Origin of the sequence: Pseudomonas sp. PS02302 (assembly GCF_029959585.1) — a bacterium.
In the GTDB taxonomy this organism is placed as follows: domain Bacteria; phylum Pseudomonadota; class Gammaproteobacteria; order Pseudomonadales; family Pseudomonadaceae; genus Chryseomonas; species Chryseomonas aestiva.
The window spans coordinates 1-14,834 of the sequence record NZ_JASCON010000041.1; the positions used below are offsets into that span (position 1 = coordinate 1).

Consider the following 14,834-nt stretch of genomic DNA (forward strand, 5'->3'; position numbering starts at 1 on the left):
GTCATGGACCGCTCCTACAGGCAAGGACGCCACCGTAGGAGCGGTCCATGACCGCGATGGCTGCGCCTCTGCACGCCTTTCGCTCAAGGACTGCTCCGATGAACTTCTCCCAGTTCTTCATCCGCCGGCCGATCTTCGCCGCCGTGCTCTCGCTGATCATCCTGATCGGCGGGGCCATCTCGCTGTTCCAGCTGCCGATCAGCGAATACCCCGAGGTGGTCCCGCCCACCGTGGTGGTGCGCGCCACCTTCCCCGGCGCCAACCCCAAGGTGATCGGCGAGACCGTCGCCGCGCCCCTGGAGCAGGCCATGAACGGCGTGGAGCACATGCTCTACCTGTCGTCCCAGTCGACCGCCGACGGCAAGCTGACCCTGACCATCACCTTCGCCCTGGGCACCAACCTGGATACCGCCCAGGTGCAGGTGCAGAATCGCGTCACCCGCACCCTGCCCAAGCTGCCGGAAGAGGTGCAGCGCCTCGGCGTGACCGCCGACAAGGCCTCGCCGGACCTGGCGATGGTGGTGCACCTGACCTCGCCGGATCAGCGCTACGACATGCTCTATCTGTCCAACTACGCCCTGATCAACGTCAAGGACGAACTGGCGCGACTGGACGGCGTGGGCGATGTCCAGCTGTTCGGCATGGGCGACTATTCCCTGCGCGTCTGGCTCGATCCGGACAAGGTCGCTTCGCGCGGCCTGACCGCCAGCGACGTGGTCACCGCCATCCGCGAGCAGAATCGCCAGGTCGCCGCCGGTGCCCTCGGCGCGCCGCCGGCCCCCGGCAGCACCAGCTTCCAGCTGGCCATCAACACCCAGGGCCGCCTGGTGGATGAGGAGGAATTCGCCAACATCATCGTGCGCGCCGGCAGCGACGGCCAGATCACCCGGCTGCGCGACATCGCCCGCATCGAACTGGGCTCCAACCAGTACGCCCTGAGATCCCTGCTGAACAACCAGCCGGCGGTGGCCATCCCGATCTTCCAGCGCCCCGGCAGCAATGCCATCGACCTGTCCAACCAGGTGCGCGCCAAGATGGCCGAGCTCAAGCAGGGCTTCCCCCAGGGCATGGACTACGAGATCGTCTACGACCCGACCATCTTCGTGCGCGGCTCCATCGAGGCCGTGGTGCACACCCTGTTCGAAGCCATCATCCTTGTGGTGCTGGTGGTGATCCTGTTCCTGCAGACCTGGCGCGCCTCGATCATTCCGCTGGCGGCGGTGCCGGTGTCGCTGATCGGCACCTTCGCGGTGATGCACGCCTTCGGCTTCTCGCTCAATGCGCTGTCGCTGTTCGGCCTGGTGCTGGCCATCGGCATCGTGGTGGACGACGCCATCGTGGTGGTGGAAAACGTCGAGCGGAACATCGGCCTCGGTCTCGATCCGGTGGCCGCCACCCGGCGCGCCATGGGCGAGGTGACCGGCCCCATCATCGCCACCGCCCTGGTGCTCTGCGCGGTGTTCGTGCCGACCGCCTTCATCTCCGGCCTCACCGGGCAGTTCTATCGCCAGTTCGCCCTGACCATCGCCATCTCCACGGTGATCTCGGCGTTCAACTCCCTGACCCTGTCGCCGGCCCTGGCCGCGGTGCTGCTCAAGGGCCACGACGCGCCCAAGGACCGTTTCTCGCGCCTGCTCGACCGGTTGTTCGGTGGCTGGCTGTTCGCCCCCTTCAACCGCTTCTTCGACAAGGCCAGCCACGGCTACGTCGGCGCCGTGCGCCGGGTGCTGCGCGGTGGCTCCATCGTGCTGGTGCTCTATGTGATCCTCCTGGGCCTGACCGGCCTGGGGCTGGTGAAGACGCCGACCGGCTTCGTGCCGCCCCAGGACAAGCAGTACCTGGTGGCCTTCGCCCAGCTGCCCGACGCCGCCACCCTGGATCGCAGCGAAGACGTCATCCGCCGCATGTCGGCCATCGCCCTCAAGCATCCGGGCGTGGAAAGCACCGTGGCCTTCCCCGGCCTGTCCATCAACGGCTTCACCAACAGCCCCAACAGCGGCATCGTCTTCGTGACCCTCAAGCCCTTCGAGGAGCGTCGTGATCCCTCGCTGTCGGCCGGCGCCATCGCCGCCCAGCTGAACGGCGAATTCGCTGCCATCCAGGAATCCATCATCGCCATCTTCCCGCCGCCACCGGTGCAGGGGCTGGGCAGCATCGGCGGCTTCCGCCTGCAGGTGGAGGACCGCGGCAACCTGGGCTACGAAGAACTCTATGCCCAGACCCAGAGCGTGCTGGCCAAGGCGCGGCAGCTGCCGGAGCTGGCCCCGGAGTCGCTGTTCACCAGCTACCAGGTCAACGTGCCGCAGATCGATGCCCACATCGATCGCGAGAAGGCCAAGACCCACGGGGTGCCCATCGACGCCATCTTCGACACCCTGCAGGCCTACCTGGGCTCGGTCTACGCCAACGACTTCAACCGCTTCGGCCGTACCTTCCAGGTCAACGTCCAGGCCGACCAGCGCTTCCGCCTGGAGCCCGAGCAGATCGGCCAGCTCAAGGTGCGCAACGACCGCGGCGAGATGGTGCCCCTGTCCACCTTCGTCAAGATCGGCGACACCGCCGGCCCCGATCGGGTGATGCACTACAACGGCTTCCTCACCGCCGAGATCAACGGCGCGCCGGCCCCGGGCTACAGCTCCGGCCAGGCCCAGGCGGCCATCGAGGGGCTGCTCAAGCAGGAACTGCCCAACGGCATGACCTTCGAGTGGACCGAGCTGACCTACCAGCAGATCCTCTCCGGCAATACCGCCCTGCTGGTGTTCCCGCTCTGCGTGCTGCTGGCCTTCCTGGTGCTGGCCGCCCAGTACGAGAGCTGGAGTCTGCCGCTGGCGGTGATCCTGATCGTGCCCATGACCCTGCTCTCGGCCATCACCGGGGTGATCCTGGCCGGCAGCGACAACAACATCTTCACCCAGATCGGCCTGATCGTGCTGGTGGGCCTGGCGTGCAAGAACGCCATCCTCATCGTCGAGTTCGCCAAGGACCAGCAGGCCACCGGCAAGGACCGCGTCGCCGCGGTGCTGGAGGCCTGCCGCCTGCGCCTGCGGCCCATCCTGATGACCAGCTTCGCCTTCATCATGGGCGTGGTGCCCCTGGTGACCTCGACCGGTGCCGGTGCCGAGATGCGCCATGCCATGGGTGTCGCGGTGTTCTCCGGGATGCTCGGGGTGACCTTCTTTGGCCTGCTGCTCACGCCGCTGTTCTATGTGCTGGTACGCGCCTTCGTGGAGCGTCGCCAGGCCCGCTCCGCCGTTGCCCAGGAGGCCCAGGCATGAAGGCTTTCGCTCCCCTGCTGCTGGCGCTGGCGGTCTCCGCCTGCGCCGTCGGTCCGCACTATCAGGCGCCCGAACCCGCGCCCGCGCAACTCCAGGCCAGCCAGCAGCCCGCGGTCTACGACCAGGGCCGCTTCGAGGCGCTCTGGTGGCGCCAGTTCGAGGACCCGACCCTCAACGCCCTGGTCGCCAGCAGCCTGGACGGCAACCGCGAATTGCGCGCCGCCTTCGCCCGGCTGCGTGCCGCCCGCGCCCTGCGCGACGACGACGCCAACGACCTCTATCCCACGGTCACCAGCCGCGCCAGCAGCCAGCTCGGCAAGGCCCAGCAGCCCGGCTTCACCGAACAGCGGGTCAACAGCGACCGCTATGACCTGGGCCTGGACATGGCCTGGGAGCTGGACCTGTTCGGTCGCGTGCGCCATACCCTGGAAGCCAGCGATGCCCGCGCCGAAGCGGCGGCATCGGATCTCGCCGGCCTGCAGGTCAGCCTGATCGCCGAACTGGTGGACGCCTATGGCGACCTGCGCGGCGCCCAGCTGCGCGAACGCATCGCCCGTGACAACCTGGGCAATCAGCGCGAGGCGCGCCGCCTGACCGTGACCCTGAGGGACGAAGGCATGGGCAGCGATCTGGACGTGCAGCGCAGCGAGGCACGCCTGGCGGCCACCGAAGCCAGCCTGCCGGAATTCCAGGCCCAGGCCACCCGCGCGCGCAATCGCATCGCCACCCTGCTCGGCCAGCGCCCGGATGCGCTGAGCGTGGATCTCGCGCCCAAGGCCCTGCCGGCCATCGCCAAGCGCCTGCCCATCGGCGATCCCGGCGAACTGCTGCGCCGCCGGCCGGACGTGGCGGCCGCCGAACGCCGGCTGGCCGCCGCCACCGCCGACGTTGGCGTGGCCACCGCCGATCTGTTTCCGCGGGTCAGTCTCTCGGGCTTTCTCGGTTTCACCGCCGGGCGCGGCTCGCAGATCGGCAGCAGTGCCGCCCGCGCCTGGGGCCTTGGCCCGAGCATCAGCTGGGCGGCCTTCGACCTGGGCAGCGTTCGCGCCCGCCTGCGCGGCGCCCGCGCCGGCTCCGACGAGGCCCTGGCCAATTACGAGCAGCAGGTGCTGACCGCCCTGGAAGAGAGTGCCAACGCCTTCAGCGACTATGGCCGTCGCCAGGAGCGCCTGCAGGCGCTGATCCGCCAGTCGGTGGCCAGTCGCGCCGCCGCCGACCAGGCCGAGATCCGCTACCGCGAAGGCGGCACCGACTTCCTGGTGCTGCTCGACGCCCAGCGCGAACGCCTGGCCGCCGAGGACCAGCAGGCCCAGGGCGAGATCGACCTCTATCGCGGCATCGTCGCCCTCTACAAGGCCCTGGGCGGCGGCTGGGACGTGCAACCCGCCCGTCTCGCCCAGGGCAACGCTTCCCCCGCGCCGGTGCGCTAACCGCCGGCGCTTACCCCCGACACGCGCGTTCTCTTGCTCCTTTGGCGTGTCGGGTTTTTTCTTCCTGCTATCCGGTGCGGCGCCCTGGGCACCGCACCGGATAGCCCTCCTCCACGCAGCGCTGAGCAAAAGCCCGTCCCTGAGGTCTCAGTGAGACCCGAGCAGCGCCTGCCGGGCGTTTGCGTCCGGTGCTGGAGGCTGCCTGGCTGTTTCCTAATATTTTGTAAGGGAGACGGGGCTAGGATTTTGTGGTCTCTCTCTTATTATCACCTTAGGTTATTAAACCTTCGGTTCTTGTACGAAACTCGAACATCGATTTCTCCACCTCTCGCCGCCTGGGCGATCTCTGCGTGGCGGATCGAATGCCGCTCGAGGTCCGAGGGAGCCCCTCTATCCACCGCCGTGAGGCGCTCAGCTAAAGGATGCAGGCATGGTATTGGCGCTGATCATCGCGTTGCCCTTCCTGGGAACACTGCTGTCGCTGGCGACCGATCGCTTCGGCCGGCGCGCCTGCGCCCTGGGCACCGCCGTGGCCCCGGCCCTCGCCCTGGCCCTGCTGGCCACGCAACTGCCCGCGGCCCTGGATGGCGCCGTGCTGCTGCAGCGGGTCGACTGGTTGCCGGCGCTAGGGCTGAACCTCAGCCTGCGCCTGGACGGCCTGGGGCTGATGTTCGCGCTGATGATCCTGGTCATGGGCCTGCTGGTGATCCTCTACGCCACCTATTACCTGAGCAAGGATGAAAAGGTCGGGCGCTTCTTCGCCTACCTGCTGCTATTCATGGGCGCCATGCTGGGCGTGGTGCTGGCGGAGAATCTGCTGCTGCTGCTGGTGTTCTGGGAGCTGACCAGCCTGTCGTCCTTCCTGCTGATCGGTTTCTGGAGCCACAGCAAGGAAGCCCGCCAGGGCGCGCGCATGGCCCTGACCATCACCGGCGGCGGTGGCCTGGCCCTGCTCGCCGGCATCCTCCTGCTCGGTCATATCGTCGGCAGCTTCGAGCTGACCGACGTCCTCGCCGCCGGCCCGCTGATCACCGGCCATGCCCTCTATCCGCTGGCGCTGATCCTGGTGCTGCTCGGCGTCTTCACCAAGTCCGCGCAATTCCCCTTCCACTTCTGGCTGCCTCAGGCCATGGCCGCGCCGACGCCGGTCTCGGCCTATCTGCACTCGGCGACCATGGTCAAGGCCGGGGTCTTCCTGCTGGCACGGCTCTATCCGGCTCTGGCCGACTCCGAGTGGTGGTTCTACATCGTCACCCTCACCGGCCTCACCACCCTGGTGGTGGGCGCCATCCTGGCGCTGTTCCAGCACGACCTCAAGGGCCTGCTGGCCTACTCCACCATCAGCCACCTGGGGCTGATCACCCTGCTGTTCGGCCTCGACACCCAGCTGTCCACAGTGGCGGCGGTGTTCCACATCCTCAACCACGCCACCTTCAAGGCCTCGCTGTTCATGGCTGCCGGCATCATCGACCACGAGACTGGCAGCCGCGACATGCGCCGCCTGGCCGGACTCTGGCGCTACATGCCGCACACCGCGGTGCTGGCTATGGTCGCCGCCGCGGCCATGGGCGGGGTGCCGCTGCTCAACGGCTTCCTGAGCAAGGAGATGTTCTTCAACGAGACCCTCAACCACGGCCTGTTCGGCAGCTTCAGCTGGATCGTGCCGGCGGTGGCGGTGCTCTACGGGGTCTTCTCGGTGGCCTATTCGCTGCGCTTCATCCATGACGTCTTCTTCAACGGCGAACCGCGCGACCTGCCCCACTACCCGCCCCACGAACCGCCGCGCTACATGAAGATCCCGGTGGAGATCTTGGTGCTGCTCTGCCTGCTGGTGGGCGTGGTGCCGGGCTACACCGTGGCGCCGCTGCTGGCCGCCGCGGCCAGCGCCGCCCTTGGCGGCAGCCTGCCCGACTACAGCCTGGCCATCTGGCACGGCTTCAACACCGCCCTGATGATGAGCATCCTGGCCATGGTCGGCGGCGTGCTGGTCTATGCCTTCCGCCAGCCGCTGTTCCGCTGGCAGCAGGGCCTGCCCGACATTGATTCCCTCCAGGTCTTCGAGAAGAGCATGAGTCGGCTGACGGGCTTCGCCCAGCGCCTGACCCTCGGCCTGGAAAGCGGCTCGCTGCAGCGCTATATCACGCTCATGCTGCTGGCCACGGTGGTGCTGCTGGTGGCGGCGCTGTCGGGTCTGGATACCCTGACCGGTCCGGTCGCTCTGTCGCCCTTCGATCCGCTCACCGCCCTGGGGTTGGGCATCCTGATGCTGACCGCGGTGCTGACCGTCTATTTCCACCGCAACCGCCTCAAGGCACTGATGGCCCTGAGCACCGTGGGCCTGATCGTCGCCCTGCTGTTCGCCCGCTACTCGGCGCCAGACCTGGCGCTGACCCAGCTGTCGGTGGAGGTGGTGACGGTCATCCTGCTGGTCTTGGCGCTGTTCTTCATGCCCGATCGCACGCCCATCGAATCCAGCAGCCTGCGCGCCCTGCGCGACGTCCTGCTGGCCGGCGGCCTGGGGTTGCTGGTGGCCCTGCTGGCCTATGCCGTGCTGACCCGTCCCTATACGCACATCGGCGACTTCTTCCTGGCCAACTCGGTGTCCGGCGGTGGCGGCTACAACGTGGTCAACGTCATCCTGGTGGACTTCCGTGGCTTCGATACCCTCGGTGAGGTGACGGTACTGGCCATCGCCGCAGCGGGTATCTACGGCCTGCTCAAGCATCTGCACCTGCCGCATCCGCTGGTCGATCCCAAGGGCACGCCCTGGTCCCGCGACAGCCACCCGATGATCCTCGACAACGTGGCACGGCTGCTGCTGCCCCTGGCCCTGCTGGTATCGGCCTTTATCTTTATCCGCGGACACAACCTGCCGGGAGGCGGCTTTATCGCCGGCCTGGTCACCGCCATTGCCCTGATCCTGCAGTACGTGGCCCATGGCGTGGCCTGGACGCAACGCCGCCTGCCGATCAGCTACCACGCCATCTGCGGCGCGGGGGTGCTGATCGCCGCCCTGACCGGGCTGGGTTCGCTGGCGTTTGGCCGCCCCTTCCTGACCACCGCCTTCGATTACTTCGCCATCCCCCTGGTCGGCAAGACCGAACTGGCCACCGCGCTGATCTTCGACCTTGGCGTCTATCTCGCCGTGGTGGGCGCCACGTTGCTGATTCTCTCCAACCTGGGCCACGTCAGCCGGGACGAGAAGGACACCGACGGCTCCAGCCAGGAGGTGCTCTAACATGGAAATCCTGTTCTGCACGACCCTCGGGGTTCTGGTCGCCACCGGCGTCTACCTGTTGCTCAGGGCGCGCCTCTATCCGGTGGTGCTTGGTCTCACCCTGCTGTCCTATGCGGTCAATCTCTTCCTGTTCGCCATGGGTCGTCTGCGTACCGGCGTGCCGGCGGTCATCGGCAAGGCCGCCGAGCATGCCGATCCGGTGCCCCAGGCGCTGGTGCTCACCGCCATCGTCATCGGCTTCGCCATGACCGCCTTCGTGGTTGCCCTGTCACTGCGGGCCCTGGGTGAATTGCGCACCGACCACGTGGATGGCGAGGAGCCGCGCCGATGAACCATCTGCTCATCCTGCCCATCCTCATCCCGCTGTTTACCGGCGGCTTCCTGCTGATGCGTCCGCGGCTCTCCGTAACCGCCTCGCGCTGGGTGTCGCTGCTGGCCACCGGGAGCCTGCTGCCGCTGGCGCTGCTGCTCCTGCAGCGGGCCGATGGCGGCCAGCTGGAGGTCTATGCGCTGGGCGACTGGCCAGCGCCCTTTGGCATCGTCCTGTTGCTGGATCGCCTGGCCGCGCTGATGCTGACCACCGTGGCGGTACTGGCCGCTGGTGCGGCGCTCTATGCCTGCCGCGGCGACGACAAGCGCGGCCCGGATTTCCATGCGCTGTTCCAGTTCCAGTTGCTGGGCATCAACGGGGCCTTCCTCACCGGCGACCTGTTCAATCTCTTCGTCTTCTTCGAGATCCTGCTGATCGCTTCCTATGCCCTGCTGGTGCACGGCGCCGGACCGGACCGGATACGCGCCGGCCTGCACTACGTGGTGCTCAACCTGGTGGGCTCGGCGCTGTTCCTGATCGGCATCGGCCTGCTCTATGGCCTGCTCGGCACCCTGAACCTGGCCGACCTGGGCCTGAGGGTCGCCAGCGCCGACCCCGAGCGCGCGCCCCTGTTGGCCGCTGCGGGCTTCCTGCTGCTGGTGGTGTTCGGCCTCAAGGGCGCCATCCTGCCGCTGTACTTCTGGCTGCCCAGGGCCTATTCGGCGGCCAGTGCGCCGGTCGCCGCCCTGTTCGCCATCATGACCAAGGTCGGGCTCTACGCCATCGTCCGCGTCTTCCTGCTGGTGTTCGGCAGCGCCGCCGGCCCGCTCGCCCACTTTGTGCTGCCCTGGCTCTGGCCGCTGGCGGCGATCACCCTGGCCGCCGGCGTATTCGGTGCCCTGGCCGCCCATCATCTCAAGGCGCTGCTCGGCTATCTGGTGGTCATCTCGGTCGGCATGCTGCTGACCGGCGTCGCGCTGGGCAGCGTCTCCGGCCTGGCCGCCGCGCTGTTCTATCTGGTCCACAGCACCTGGATCGCCGGTGCGCTGTTTCTGCTGGCCGATCTCATCGCCCAGCAGCGTGGCGGGCAAGGCGACCTGCTCAAGAGCGGTCCGCCGCTGCGTCATCCACGGTTGCTCGGCGGCCTGTTCTTTCTCGGGGCGATCTCCGTTGCCGGCCTGCCACCCTTCCCCGGCTTCCTCGGCAAGGTGATGCTCCTGCAGGCCACCGGCACCGCCTGGCCGGCGCTGATCATCTGGCCGGTGGTGCTGCTGGGTGGGCTGGGCATGCTCATCGCCCTGTCCCGTGCCGGAACCACGCTGTTCTGGCGCGGCAAGGGTGCCGCCCTGGACGGGCATCTTGATCGCGTCCAGCTCGTCGCCACCCTGGGTCTGCTGCTGGGCAGTCCGCTCCTGGTCGCTCTGGCCGCCCCGCTGCATACCTATGCCCTGGAGACCGCCCGGCAGTTGTTGGACGTCGCTCCCTACTTCGACATCGTCCGGGGGGGCGGCCCATGAAGCGCTCGCGCCTATTGCCACATCCGCTGCTTACCCTGCTGCTGACCATCGCCTGGCTGCTGCTCAACAACAGCCTGAGTCTGGGCCAACTGCTCCTCGGGCTGTTTCTCGGCTGGGGCATTCCGCTGCTGTGCCAGGACTTCCTGCTGCGGACACCACGATTGCGGCGGCCCGGGCTGCTGCTGCGCTACATGCTAGTGGTGCTGTACGACATCGTCGTCGCCAACCTGCATGTCGCCCGTCTGGTGCTGGGCCGTCCCGAAGCCCTCCGACCCGCCTTCATCGAGGTGCCCATCGACATCGAGGACGAATTCCTGCTCACCCTGCTGGCCTGCGTGGTGTCCCTGACCCCCGGCACCGTGTCCTCAGGTCTCAGTGGCGATCGCAAGACCCTGCTGCTGCACGGGCTGGACGTGGCGGACAAGGAGAAGATGATCCACCAGGTCAAGACCCGCTATGAAGCCCCGCTCAAGGAGATCTTCGAATGCTCACCTACGTGACCCTGCTGTGCCTGGGGATGATGGGCGTGGCCGCCGTGCTCAACGTCTATCGCCTGGTGAAGGGACCGGACATCCCGGATCGGGTGCTGGCCCTGGATACGCTCTACATCAACGTCCTGGCGATCATCATCCTGTTCGGCATCTGGCTGGCCACCGACGTCTTCTTCGAAGCGGCGCTGCTCATCGCCGTGACCGGCTTCGTCGGCACCGTGGCGCTGGGCAAGCACATGCTGCATGGCGAAATCATCGACTAACGGAGTGCCATCCCATGCCCTTCTGGCTCGAACTCCTGATCTGCGCCCTGCTGCTCATCGGCAGCGGCTTCGCCCTCATCGGCGCCATCGGCCTGTACCGGCTGCCGGACTTCTTCATGCGCCTGCACGGTCCGACCAAGGCCACCACCCTGGGCGTGGGCAGCACCATCGTCGCCTCGATGCTGTTCTTCAGCGTCCAGGGCGAGGGCCTCAGCCTGCACGAACTGCTGATCGCCCTGTTCATCTTCATCACCGCGCCGGTCAGCGCCCACATGCTGGCCCGCGCCGCCATCCAGCAGAAGGTCAAGCAGGTGGAGCGCACCGACGGCCAGCCCTGGCGCTAGGACTGGCCGCGCACCGCTCGCCGCACCGGAGCGTGCGAGCCGCCAGCGACCCTAGCGACCGCCGCTGACCTTGCTGAAGTCCTGGCGGCCGAAGGGATTGGGCTGGTAGCCCTCGACGTCGCTCCTGGCCAGTACCGTCACCGTCGGGTGCGCCAGCGGCAGCCACAGCGCCTGGTCGTGGATGATGCGCTGCGCCTGGTGGTACACCGTGGCGCGCGCCATCTGGTCGGACAGGGTCTTGCCCTTGCTGATGGCGCCATCCAGGGTCTTGTCGCAATAGCGGGCGAAGTTCAGCCCCGACTGCACCGAGGCGCAGGAGAATTGCGGCGTCAGGTAGTTGTCCGGATCACCGTTGTCGCCAGCCCAGCCCATGAACAGCAGGTCGTGCTCGCCGGTCTTGGCGCGGCGGATCAGCTCGCCCCACTCGATCACCTGGATCTGCGCATCGACGCCGATCTTCTTCAGGTCGGCCTGCAGCATCTGGGCGCCCAGTTGCGGATTGGGATTGAGCAGGCTGCCGCTGGGGCGCGTCCAGATGGTGGTCTTGAAGCCGTCCTTGAGGCCCGCCTGGGCCAGCAGAGTCTTGGCCTTGGCCGGGTCATAGGGATAGGCCGGCACGTCCTTGGCATAGCCCCAGGTGGTGGGTGGATAGACGTTGTCGGCGGCCACCGCGGTGTCCTGGAACACCGCCTTCAGATAGCTCTGCTTGTCGAACGCCAGGTTGATGGCCTGGCGCACCTTGATGTTGTCCAGCGGCGGATGGCTGGTGTTGATGCCGACGAAGGCGGTCATGAAGGCCGGCGTCTGCAGCACCTGCAGGCTCTTGTCGTCCTGGGCGCTCTGCAGATCCTGGGGCTTGGGCGACAGGGCGATCTGGCACTCGCCGCGCTTGAGTCGCTGCAGGCGCACCGCCGAATCCGGGGTGATGGCATAGATCAGGCCGTCCAGCTTGGGCTTGCCGGCGAAGTAGTCCGGATTGGCGGCGTAGCGCACCGCGGCATCCTTCTGGTAGCGCTTGAAGACGAAGGGGCCGGTGCCTATGGGTTCGTCATTGAGCTGGGCGGTCTTGCCGGCCTTGAGCAGCTGCTCGGCGTATTCGGCGGAGTAGATGGAGGCGAAGCCCATGCTCAGGGTCGGCAGGAAGGTGGCGTCCGGGCTGTTGAGCACGATGCGCACGCCGAGGTCACTGGTCTTTTCCACGCTCTTGATCAGCTTGGGCCACTGCATCGACTGGGCATGGGGATAGCCGCTCTTGGCCACCGCGTGCCAGGGGTGATCCTTGTCCAGCATGCGCTGGAAGCTGAACACCACATCGTCGGCGGTCAGGGTACGACTGGGGGTGAAGTAGTCGGTGTGGTGAAACTTCACGTCGGGGCGCAGGGCGAAATCATAGGTCAGGCCGTCGCTCGATACCGTCCAGCTCTGCGCCAGGCTCGGCACCAGCTTGGCTTCGCTGGCGTCGTATTCCACCAGGCGATTCATCAGCACGTCGGCCGAGGCATTGGTGGTGGTCAGGGAGTTGTACTGCACCACGTCGAATCCATCCGGACTGGCTTCGGTACAGACGCTGAGCGTGGCGGCCTGCGCCAGCAGGGGCGCGAAGAGCAGAGGCAAGGCGGCGAGACGCATAGAACGATTCCTTGTGGATCCGAAGTGGGCAGACGGCGCCCGGGTGGCTGGCAACGGCTGACGGGCGCCGCGGGCGGTCGTCTGACGGACGTGGATTGAAAATGGCAGTCGCTCTAAACTAGACCACCCGTCCGTCTGTCACAATGCTTCTGACCGACGAACGGTTGGCATTCCGGCCGGGCTCGCACAGCGCCCGGTGCGCGGGCATTTCATCCGTCGCCCTACCTTGTTATGCCAGAGTACTTCTGGTATAAAACAGCGCTCTTTTTTCGGGGTATGGCCGCTTCAGGTCCCCGGCATTTGCCGGCTCTCCCCGTCAAAACAGGAATCAATACAGTTACAAGCGGCCAACCCATGCCGGGTTTGGCATGAGGTTTATGAGGGCTGAGCCATGTCGAGAGTTTGCCAAGTAACCGGTAAGGGTCCGATTACTGGGAACAACGTTTCCCACGCTAACAACAAAACCCGTCGTCGTTTCCTGCCGAATCTGCAGCATCACCGTTTCTGGGTAGAATCCGAGAAGCGCTTCGTGCGTCTGCGCGTTTCTGCCAAGGGCATGCGTATCATCGACAAGCGCGGTATCGAAACCGTCCTGTCCGAGCTGCGTAGCCGCGGCGAAAAATTCTAAGGGGATTCGTCATGCGTGAATTGATCCGTTTGATTTCCAGTGCCGGTACCGGTCACTTCTACACCACTGACAAGAACAAGCGCACCAAGCCCGAAAAGATCGAAATCAAGAAATTCGATCCGGTCGTGCGCAAGCATGTCATGTACAAGGAAGGCAAGATCAAGTAATTGATCGCCCCTTGAACAGGAAACCCGCCTCGGCGGGTTTTTTGTTGTCTGGCGTCTGGCCCGGCGGCGGGCGCCGCCGGGCCCGGTCAGCGGCCTACTTGAACTGGCCGGTCAGCTCGCGCAGGGCGGCTTCGGCGCCAAGGATCTTCTGCATGCATTCCCGCGCCTTGGTCGGATCGATGCTCAGGCGCGCATAGAGCTCGTCGGGAATCGGCTGGGCCGGGCCGTTGCCGATGCCCTCGGCGCGCAGCAGCTGCACGGCGAGGAAGATCAGGTTGGGATAGACCGCCTGGTAGCCCTGGTAGCCCGGATCGCCCTGGAAACGCAGCGCCGTCACCACCTCTTCGGGCATCTCCCAGCAGCGCATCAGGGCCGCGCCGATCTGCTCGCGGGTGATGCCCAGCAGGTGGTGCTCGATCACCTGGTGATCGAGCTGGCGGTTGGCCTCCAGATGGCGGCAGATCAGCGAGAAGTGCGGCGGAAAGACGTGGGCCAGCACCAGATAGCCGAAGTTGTGCAGCAGGCCGCCGAGATAGGCCAGGCCCATCTCCGGTCGCTCCGCACGCGGCATGGCGCGCGCCAGGCCTTCGATCAGGGCGGCGGTGTAGATGGCCTGCTTCCAGTAGGGCGTCTCGTGCTGGGCCTGGTCGCTGGGCAGGCTCAGGGTCTTGCCCAGGGCCAGGCCCAGGGCCAGATTGATCACCAGGTCGAAGCCCAGCACCCGCACGATGGCGTCTTCCACCGAGCGGATCTTGCCGGGCGCGGCATAGTAGGGCGAGGCCGCCCAGCTGATCACCTGGGCCGCCAGGGCCGGATCGGTCTCCACCACGTTGGCCAGATCGTCCACCGTGGCATCGGGATCGACCCGCAGCTTGATGACCTTTTCCGCAGTCTTGGACAGCGGCGGGATTTCCAGGGTCTCCTCCAGGCGCTGACGGATGCGTCGCGCGGTGAAGGCGGTGGCGGCATGGAGGATTTCCGCTTCGTCGCGTTCCGGTTGCCGCAGATTGGGCTGGATACCGGCCGCCGGGATGCCGAAGCTGCCGGCGGTGGCCTGATTCAGTAAGCGCCTATAGTCAGATGTTTCAACTTCCAACAACAGCGAGCGCTCACCGGACTCCAGCAGCAGCCGGGGTGCCTCCAGCAGGCGCTCGTCATACAGGCAGGGGGAATTGGTCAGCGACGGCAGCCCTGGCAGGACATCCAGTTCGTAGCGCTCGAGGGTGCGCATCAGCCGCTCCGGCGCCACCACCGTCAGCTGCCGCCCGGTGAACTCCACCAGCCGGCGCAGATCCAGCAGCTGATCCTCGGGCAGCAGCACCAGCAGCATGCCGACGCTATCGCTCAGGAGCACCGTATGCACCCGATTCGCCTGCGGCTGGCGCGTCGTCGCCGGTGTCGGCCGGTAGGCCAGGTTCAACTGGGCAAGCAGCTGCTGGATCGAAGGGGGGACTTCAGGGAGGGGCGAAGCGAGCGCTACATCGGTCATGGCATTTTCTTCCTCACGTACACCCTGGAGTATAACCATTCGGCTCCGCAGGT

At 66.5% G+C, this 14,834-nt stretch carries 12 protein-coding genes; 10 read left to right on the plus strand and 2 right to left on the minus strand.

Annotated elements, in window-relative coordinates:
- Positions 1-98: 98 nt before the first annotated feature.
- The 8 genes from QMX82_RS14815 to QMX82_RS14850 all read left to right on the plus strand — a co-directional run bounded on the left by QMX82_RS14815 (position 99) and on the right by QMX82_RS14850 (position 10,868).
- The gene (locus QMX82_RS14815; RefSeq protein WP_282284862.1) at positions 99-3,275 is read left to right on the plus strand and encodes an efflux RND transporter permease subunit; all 3,177 of its coding nucleotides are present in this window, start codon (positions 99-101) and stop codon (positions 3,273-3,275) included.
- Positions 3,272-4,705, plus strand: coding sequence for an efflux transporter outer membrane subunit (locus QMX82_RS14820; protein WP_282284863.1), 1,434 nt, complete (start codon positions 3,272-3,274; stop codon positions 4,703-4,705). Before QMX82_RS14815 ends, QMX82_RS14820 begins: the two co-directional genes overlap by 4 nt.
- A 430-nt stretch (positions 4,706-5,135) precedes the next feature.
- Positions 5,136-7,943 (plus strand): monovalent cation/H+ antiporter subunit A, encoded by a 2,808-nt coding sequence (locus QMX82_RS14825; RefSeq protein ID WP_282284864.1) that lies wholly within the window; start codon positions 5,136-5,138, stop codon positions 7,941-7,943.
- Position 7,944: 1 nt separating this feature from the next.
- Positions 7,945-8,274, plus strand: a complete 330-nt coding sequence (locus QMX82_RS14830; protein WP_058791729.1) for a Na+/H+ antiporter subunit C — start codon at positions 7,945-7,947, stop codon at positions 8,272-8,274.
- The gene (locus QMX82_RS14835; RefSeq protein WP_208693509.1) at positions 8,271-9,770 is read left to right on the plus strand and encodes a monovalent cation/H+ antiporter subunit D; all 1,500 of its coding nucleotides are present in this window, start codon (positions 8,271-8,273) and stop codon (positions 9,768-9,770) included. The genes QMX82_RS14830 and QMX82_RS14835 overlap by 4 nt, the downstream gene beginning before the upstream one ends.
- On the plus strand, positions 9,767-10,270 hold the full coding sequence (locus QMX82_RS14840; protein ID WP_208693508.1) for a Na+/H+ antiporter subunit E: 504 nt from the start codon (positions 9,767-9,769) through the stop codon (positions 10,268-10,270). Before QMX82_RS14835 ends, QMX82_RS14840 begins: the two co-directional genes overlap by 4 nt.
- Positions 10,255-10,524, plus strand: coding sequence for a K+/H+ antiporter subunit F (locus QMX82_RS14845; protein WP_059228879.1), 270 nt, complete (start codon positions 10,255-10,257; stop codon positions 10,522-10,524). Before QMX82_RS14840 ends, QMX82_RS14845 begins: the two co-directional genes overlap by 16 nt.
- 14 nt (positions 10,525-10,538) lie before the next feature.
- Positions 10,539-10,868 (plus strand): Na+/H+ antiporter subunit G, encoded by a 330-nt coding sequence (locus tag QMX82_RS14850; protein ID WP_158889869.1) that lies wholly within the window; start codon positions 10,539-10,541, stop codon positions 10,866-10,868.
- 51 nt (positions 10,869-10,919) lie between these two features.
- Here QMX82_RS14850 and QMX82_RS14855 read toward each other — a convergent pair whose 3' ends face one another.
- The gene (locus QMX82_RS14855; protein ID WP_282284869.1) at positions 10,920-12,497 is read right to left on the minus strand and encodes an ABC transporter substrate-binding protein; all 1,578 of its coding nucleotides are present in this window, start codon (positions 12,495-12,497) and stop codon (positions 10,920-10,922) included.
- A gap of 391 nt (positions 12,498-12,888) precedes the next feature.
- On the opposite strand from QMX82_RS14855, the gene rpmB reads away from it, so the two are divergent.
- Together rpmB and rpmG are read left to right on the plus strand one after the other, a co-directional pair.
- Positions 12,889-13,125 carry a 50S ribosomal protein L28 gene (gene rpmB, locus QMX82_RS14860; RefSeq protein WP_007159903.1) on the plus strand — a complete coding sequence of 79 codons (237 nt, stop codon included), beginning with the start codon at positions 12,889-12,891 and terminating at the stop codon, positions 13,123-13,125.
- An 11-nt stretch (positions 13,126-13,136) separates the two neighbouring features.
- Positions 13,137-13,292, plus strand: a complete 156-nt coding sequence (gene rpmG / locus QMX82_RS14865) for a 50S ribosomal protein L33 (protein WP_007159904.1) — start codon at positions 13,137-13,139, stop codon at positions 13,290-13,292.
- Between the two features lie 94 nt (positions 13,293-13,386).
- Here the strand turns inward: rpmG and QMX82_RS14870 are convergent, their stop codons facing one another.
- Positions 13,387-14,781, minus strand: a complete 1,395-nt coding sequence (locus QMX82_RS14870; protein ID WP_282284884.1) for an aminoacyl-tRNA deacylase and HDOD domain-containing protein — start codon at positions 14,779-14,781, stop codon at positions 13,387-13,389.
- Between the last annotated feature and the right edge of the window lie 53 nt (positions 14,782-14,834).

Coding starts and splice junctions, on each gene's coding strand:
- QMX82_RS14815 (WP_282284862.1), top strand. CDS start 99: ATGAACTTCTCCCAGTTCTTCATCCGCCGGCCGATCTTCGCCGCCGTG.
- QMX82_RS14820 (WP_282284863.1), top strand. CDS start 3,272: ATGAAGGCTTTCGCTCCCCTGCTGCTGGCGCTGGCGGTCTCCGCCTGC.
- QMX82_RS14825 (WP_282284864.1), top strand. CDS start 5,136: ATGGTATTGGCGCTGATCATCGCGTTGCCCTTCCTGGGAACACTGCTG.
- QMX82_RS14830 (WP_058791729.1), top strand. CDS start 7,945: ATGGAAATCCTGTTCTGCACGACCCTCGGGGTTCTGGTCGCCACCGGC.
- QMX82_RS14835 (WP_208693509.1), top strand. CDS start 8,271: ATGAACCATCTGCTCATCCTGCCCATCCTCATCCCGCTGTTTACCGGC.
- QMX82_RS14840 (WP_208693508.1), top strand. CDS start 9,767: ATGAAGCGCTCGCGCCTATTGCCACATCCGCTGCTTACCCTGCTGCTG.
- QMX82_RS14845 (WP_059228879.1), top strand. CDS start 10,255: ATGCTCACCTACGTGACCCTGCTGTGCCTGGGGATGATGGGCGTGGCC.
- QMX82_RS14850 (WP_158889869.1), top strand. CDS start 10,539: ATGCCCTTCTGGCTCGAACTCCTGATCTGCGCCCTGCTGCTCATCGGC.
- QMX82_RS14855 (WP_282284869.1), bottom strand. CDS start 12,497: ATGCGTCTCGCCGCCTTGCCTCTGCTCTTCGCGCCCCTGCTGGCGCAG.
- rpmB (WP_007159903.1), top strand. CDS start 12,889: ATGTCGAGAGTTTGCCAAGTAACCGGTAAGGGTCCGATTACTGGGAAC.
- rpmG (WP_007159904.1), top strand. CDS start 13,137: ATGCGTGAATTGATCCGTTTGATTTCCAGTGCCGGTACCGGTCACTTC.
- QMX82_RS14870 (WP_282284884.1), bottom strand. CDS start 14,781: ATGACCGATGTAGCGCTCGCTTCGCCCCTCCCTGAAGTCCCCCCTTCG.